Source organism: Serratia sp. NA_13, assembly GCF_052691735.1.
This window is the reverse complement of sequence record NZ_JBQZFV010000031.1, coordinates 1-4498: the sequence shown is the minus strand read 5'-3', so window position 1 is coordinate 4498 and position 4498 is coordinate 1. Positions and strand designations below refer to the sequence as shown.

The following is a 4498-nucleotide window of genomic DNA, read 5'->3' as shown; positions in this document are numbered from 1 at the left end:
GACGTTAACGTGCGGTTTTGTACGTTCAAACTTTTCTTTAGACATCGATTGTCCCTCTAAGACACGGATAAATCGGTGGTATCACCACATCAACCAAGCATTTGCCTGTTGAATCCAGAACAGAAAGAAAATCAGGGGGCGAGATTATAAGAAGTGGTGCTGATAGGCAGATTCGAACTGCCGACCTCACCCTTACCAAGGGTGCGCTCTACCAACTGAGCTATATCAGCACATCTTGGAGCGGGCAGTGGGAATCGAACCCACATCATCAGCTTGGAAGGCTGAGGTAATAGCCATTATACGATGCCCGCATCCTGGAACTCGGCTACCTGACTTTTCTGTAGAATTTTTAGGTGGGAGAAGGATTGTTCGTCGCTTAACTCTCACCCTTCGGGCCGGCTGCGCGATGCGCTGCACAACTCGAACCTTGCTGAAGGCTTTCGCCTTCCCCTTCCGCAATTTAACCGTTGCGAGTTTATCGCTGGTCAGTTAACTGCCGAAGGCAAGATATGGTGGTGGGGGAAGGATTCGAACCTTCGAAGTCTGTGACGGCAGATTTACAGTCTGCTCCCTTTGGCCGCTCGGGAACCCCACCAGATTTTAACTACTGTGACTTGATTGGTGCCGGCTACCGGAATCGAACTGGTGACCTACTGATTACAAGTCAGTTGCTCTACCAACTGAGCTAAGCCGGCATCAAGTGCAGCGCATTCTAGGTAGACCGGACGGCCTATGCAACAAAAAAATTGCGTTAACTGCACTTTCGCTCACAAATCGCCCAATTTTGCCCACTACCTGGCAATTCACACTGTAAGGCGTGCAAATATTCATCAATCACAGTTATCACTCCCTACACTGTAATTGTTCTTTTGCGAGTGTCGCCCACATATTTTACCTAAACAGCAGTTTCACCCCATTCAGCAAGCTGCGAATTGAAGTAGGAATACGCCGAAAGCGACTTCCGCCTACTGCGCGCCGCTTCGCACAATTGAGATAAACTCATACTAATCGCCAACTTTTGCGAAAAAAGTCTACGTCAAAAACGAAGCTGTCTATAATATGCAGCTTGATTATTATCTGGAGTTGGCGTCCGGCGCCTTTCCCAACCTGCGTTAACAGGCAGAATTTGGCTTATGATAAAAAGAGATCAATCTTTAGCGACGCCCTATCTTCAGTTCGATCGTACCCAGTGGGCTGCGTTACGGAATTCGGTGCCGCTGACACTGTCAGAAGAAGAGATTGTTAAACTGAAAGGGATTAACGAAGATCTCTCTTTGGAAGAGGTAGCACAGATTTATCTGCCGCTATCTCGATTGTTAAACTTCTATATCAGTTCGAACCTGCGCCGTCAGGCCGTACTTGAGCAATTTCTCGGTACTGATGGACAAAAAATCCCCTACGTTATCGGCATTGCCGGCAGCGTTGCCGTAGGTAAAAGTACCACAGCACGTTTGCTACAGGCATTGCTTGGCAGTTGGCCGGAACATCGTAGCGTTGAATTGATCACTACCGACGGTTTCCTGCATCCGAATAAGGTGTTGAACGAACGCGGGCTGATGAAGAAAAAAGGCTTCCCACAGTCTTATGATATGCACAGTCTGGTGAAATTCGTTTCTGAAGTGAAATCCGGCGCTAAACGAGTGACCGCTCCGGTCTATTCCCATCTGATTTATGATGTTGTTCCCGAAGGGAATAAAGTCATCGAGCAGCCGGATATTCTTATTCTTGAAGGGCTAAACGTATTACAGAGCGGAATGGATTATCCTCACGATCCGCATCGTGTATTTGTTTCTGACTTTGTTGATTTTTCAATATATGTCGACGCCCCTGAAGAACTGCTGCAATCTTGGTATATCAATAGATTCCTTAAGTTCCGCCAGGGCGCATTTTCTAATCCTGATTCTTATTTCCATAACTATTCCAAGTTGCCTGAGCCAGAGGCTGTCAATATAGCCACCCAGCTATGGAATGAGATTAATGGATTGAATTTGCAAGAAAATATATTACCAACACGTGAGCGTGCCAGTCTGATCATGACGAAGAGTGCTAATCACGCAGTTGAAAGTGTGCGTTTAAGAAAGTAATTTAATAATAAGCAAGGGGGCCTATTGGCCCCTTATTTTAATGATAATTACTCGGCACTGCGTAGGGATATTTCCCCGCCAATAAACGGTTTAATCACACCATCCTGATCGAGCAATAATGCTCCTTGCTGATCAATACCCCGTGCAATGCCAAAAATTTGCTGCTCGCCAATTAATAGTTTAACCGGCCGATCGATAAAGTTGTCCAATGCGCGCCAGCGCGCAATAAATGGCGCTAAACCATCGATCTCAAACTGCGGTAACGATTGACGCAATTCATTGAGTAAAGTGGCGACCAATTCATTACGATCGATATTAATCCCCGCTTCCTGCAGGTTTATCCAGCCCTGATTAATCGTATTGGCATTGGTTTCACGCATCGCCAAATTAATACCGGCACCAATGACCAGCTGTGCCGCATCACCAGTTTTCCCCGTTAATTCGACCAAGATGCCAGCCAACTTGCGATCGTTAAGGTATAAGTCGTTTGGCCATTTAACCCTGACATCCTGCGCCCCAAGGTCTTTGAGCACCTCGGCCATCACGATGCCAATCACCAGACTCAGACCCATTGCTGCTGCAGGCCCCTGATCCAGACGCCAAAACATGGAGAGATACAGATTGGCACCAAATGGTGAGATCCATTGACGACCGCGACGACCACGACCTGCCTGCTGGTACTCAGCAATACAGGCATCGCCAGATTGCAGTTCGGTAATACGATCCAGCAAATATTGGTTGGTAGAGTCCACAACCGGCAGCACGGTCACACGTTTATCAACCAGTTGGTTAAGAATACGTTCAACATCCAGTAACTGGATAGGGCTAGGTAGGCTATAGCCCTTTCCTGGTACGGTAAAAACATCCAGACCCCATTCGCGGATGGTCTGGATATGTTTATTAATAGCAGCACGACTCATGCCCAGCAACTCGCCAAGATGCTCACCAGAATGGAAATCGCCATCGGCCAGTATAGAAATGAGCTTAAGGGGAACTTTGGTGTCCTTCATGAAAGAACCTCTACGGCATTCAACTCCCCGACCGCACCGATAAAGCGAACTTCCGGCTCCAGCCATACGTCGAACTTTTTCGCTACGGTATTACGTACATGCCGTGCCAGCGCCACCACGTCCTGACTGCTGGCATTATCCACATTAACCAGTACAAGCGCCTGTTGATTATGTACCGCCGCACCGCCAATTTGGTGGCCTTTCAGCCCACACTGGTCGATCAACCAGCCTGCAGCCAGCTTCACCTGACCATCCTGCTGAGGGTAATGCGGCATGCCAGGGTATTCGATAGTCAACGCAGCTGCCTTTTCACTACTGACCAGTGGGTTTTTGAAGAAGCTGCCTGCATTACCCGTCACTTTAGGATCGGGCAATTTGCTGCGGCGCATTGCACATACCGAGTCAAATACCTGACGTGGTGTCACCGTTTCAGGGTCCAGCTTTGTCAGATCGCCATAATTCAGCATCGGACCCCATTGCTTGCTAAGGCGCAGGCCTACACCAACAATGATATGTCCTTTCTGAAAATGATGTTTAAAAATACTTTCTCGGTAGCCAAAACCACAGTCAGATGCGGCAATGCGATCGATGGCACCCGTAGTCAGATCCAATAGATCAACGTAGTCACATACGTTCTTGAATTCGCTACCATAGGCACCGATATTCTGAATGGGTGCAGAGCCGACCAGGCCGGGGATTAACGCCAGGTTTTCCAGCCCAGGAATGCCGGTTTCTAAAGTGCGACAAACCAAACCATGCCAATTCTCACCAGAGCTAACGTGGAGGAACCAGCCATCTTTCTCCTCTCGGATGTCGATACCTTTTAATTGATTGATCATTACCGTACCGGAAAAATCATCAAGAAACAGGACGTTACTCCCTTCCCCAAGAACCAGCAGCGGCTCTTGACGCTTCTGTGTTTTCTGCCAAACCTTGATCATTAATTCGATTGTTTCTGCAATGACCAGATGCGCTGCGTTGACCGGGAGCGCAAAAGTATTGTGTGTTTTTAATGACGCGCTTTCAGTAGACATAACGATAAATACCTATACGGAAATGAACCTTCACCTAGTCTACTCGATTCGGCACGCCAGACTAATATTTGTTTTCATCGATAGGGCTTTTATCTGGAGAATATCCATCGGGGGAATGTTTTCTATTGTTTTATAAGGAATTTTCTATATAAATGAATGAAGTAATAAGTTCCAGGTAGAAACCAGAATGATTAATACCGCCATTTCCTCATAACTGAGTCTTATTACCGCAAACTAAAATATCCCATCCCAATTGGCTTATATATATTTAAAGTTATTTATCATTTTTAAACATTGTTGATGTTTATATTAAAGATAGCCAGCTGGCTTTGATTCGGAGGATATTGTGATGTGGTGTCTACTATCAAGA

The 4498-nt window shown here is 46.7% G+C and carries 3 protein-coding genes, 4 tRNA genes and 1 other RNA gene; 1 reads left to right on the top strand and 7 read right to left on the bottom strand.

Annotated elements, in window-relative coordinates; all coding sequences use genetic code 11:
• Positions 1-154 precede the first annotated feature (154 nt).
• The 5 genes from ACUTSU_RS22460 to ACUTSU_RS22440 all read right to left on the bottom strand — a co-directional run bounded on the left by ACUTSU_RS22460 (position 155) and on the right by ACUTSU_RS22440 (position 695).
• Positions 155-230 (bottom strand) — tRNA-Thr (locus ACUTSU_RS22460).
• A 6-nt stretch (positions 231-236) separates the two neighbouring features.
• A tRNA-Gly gene (locus ACUTSU_RS22455) sits at positions 237-311 on the bottom strand.
• Positions 312-348: 37 nt separating this feature from the next.
• A non-coding RNA gene (locus ACUTSU_RS22450) (RtT sRNA) lies at positions 349-464 on the bottom strand.
• Positions 465-510: 46 nt separating this feature from the next.
• A tRNA-Tyr gene (locus tag ACUTSU_RS22445) sits at positions 511-595 on the bottom strand.
• A gap of 24 nt (positions 596-619) precedes the next feature.
• Positions 620-695 (bottom strand) — tRNA-Thr (locus ACUTSU_RS22440).
• A gap of 438 nt (positions 696-1133) precedes the next feature.
• Between ACUTSU_RS22440 and coaA the strand changes: the two genes are divergently transcribed.
• Complete coding sequence (coaA, locus tag ACUTSU_RS22435) at positions 1134-2084, top strand: type I pantothenate kinase (protein ID WP_445654746.1); 951 nt, start codon at positions 1134-1136, stop codon at positions 2082-2084.
• A gap of 47 nt (positions 2085-2131) precedes the next feature.
• On the opposite strand, the gene birA is transcribed toward coaA, so the two are convergent.
• Together birA and murB are read right to left on the bottom strand one after the other, a co-directional pair.
• Positions 2132-3094 carry a bifunctional biotin--[acetyl-CoA-carboxylase] ligase/biotin operon repressor BirA gene (gene birA / locus ACUTSU_RS22430; RefSeq protein ID WP_445654745.1) on the bottom strand — a complete coding sequence of 321 codons (963 nt, stop codon included), beginning with the start codon at positions 3092-3094 and terminating at the stop codon, positions 2132-2134.
• A complete protein-coding gene (murB, locus tag ACUTSU_RS22425) occupies positions 3091-4128 on the bottom strand; it encodes a UDP-N-acetylmuramate dehydrogenase (RefSeq protein WP_445654744.1) in 1038 nt (345 codons plus the stop codon). The genes birA and murB overlap by 4 nt, the downstream gene beginning before the upstream one ends.
• Positions 4129-4498: the final 370 nt, after the last annotated feature.

What these genes read in the sequence shown, in the direction of transcription:
- birA (WP_445654745.1), bottom strand. Translation starts at nt 3,094, where the DNA reads ATGAAGGACACCAAAGTTCCCCTTAAGCTCATTTCTATACTGGCCGAT.
- murB (WP_445654744.1), bottom strand. Translation starts at nt 4,128, where the DNA reads ATGTCTACTGAAAGCGCGTCATTAAAAACACACAATACTTTTGCGCTC.
- coaA (WP_445654746.1), top strand. Translation starts at nt 1,134, where the DNA reads ATGATAAAAAGAGATCAATCTTTAGCGACGCCCTATCTTCAGTTCGAT.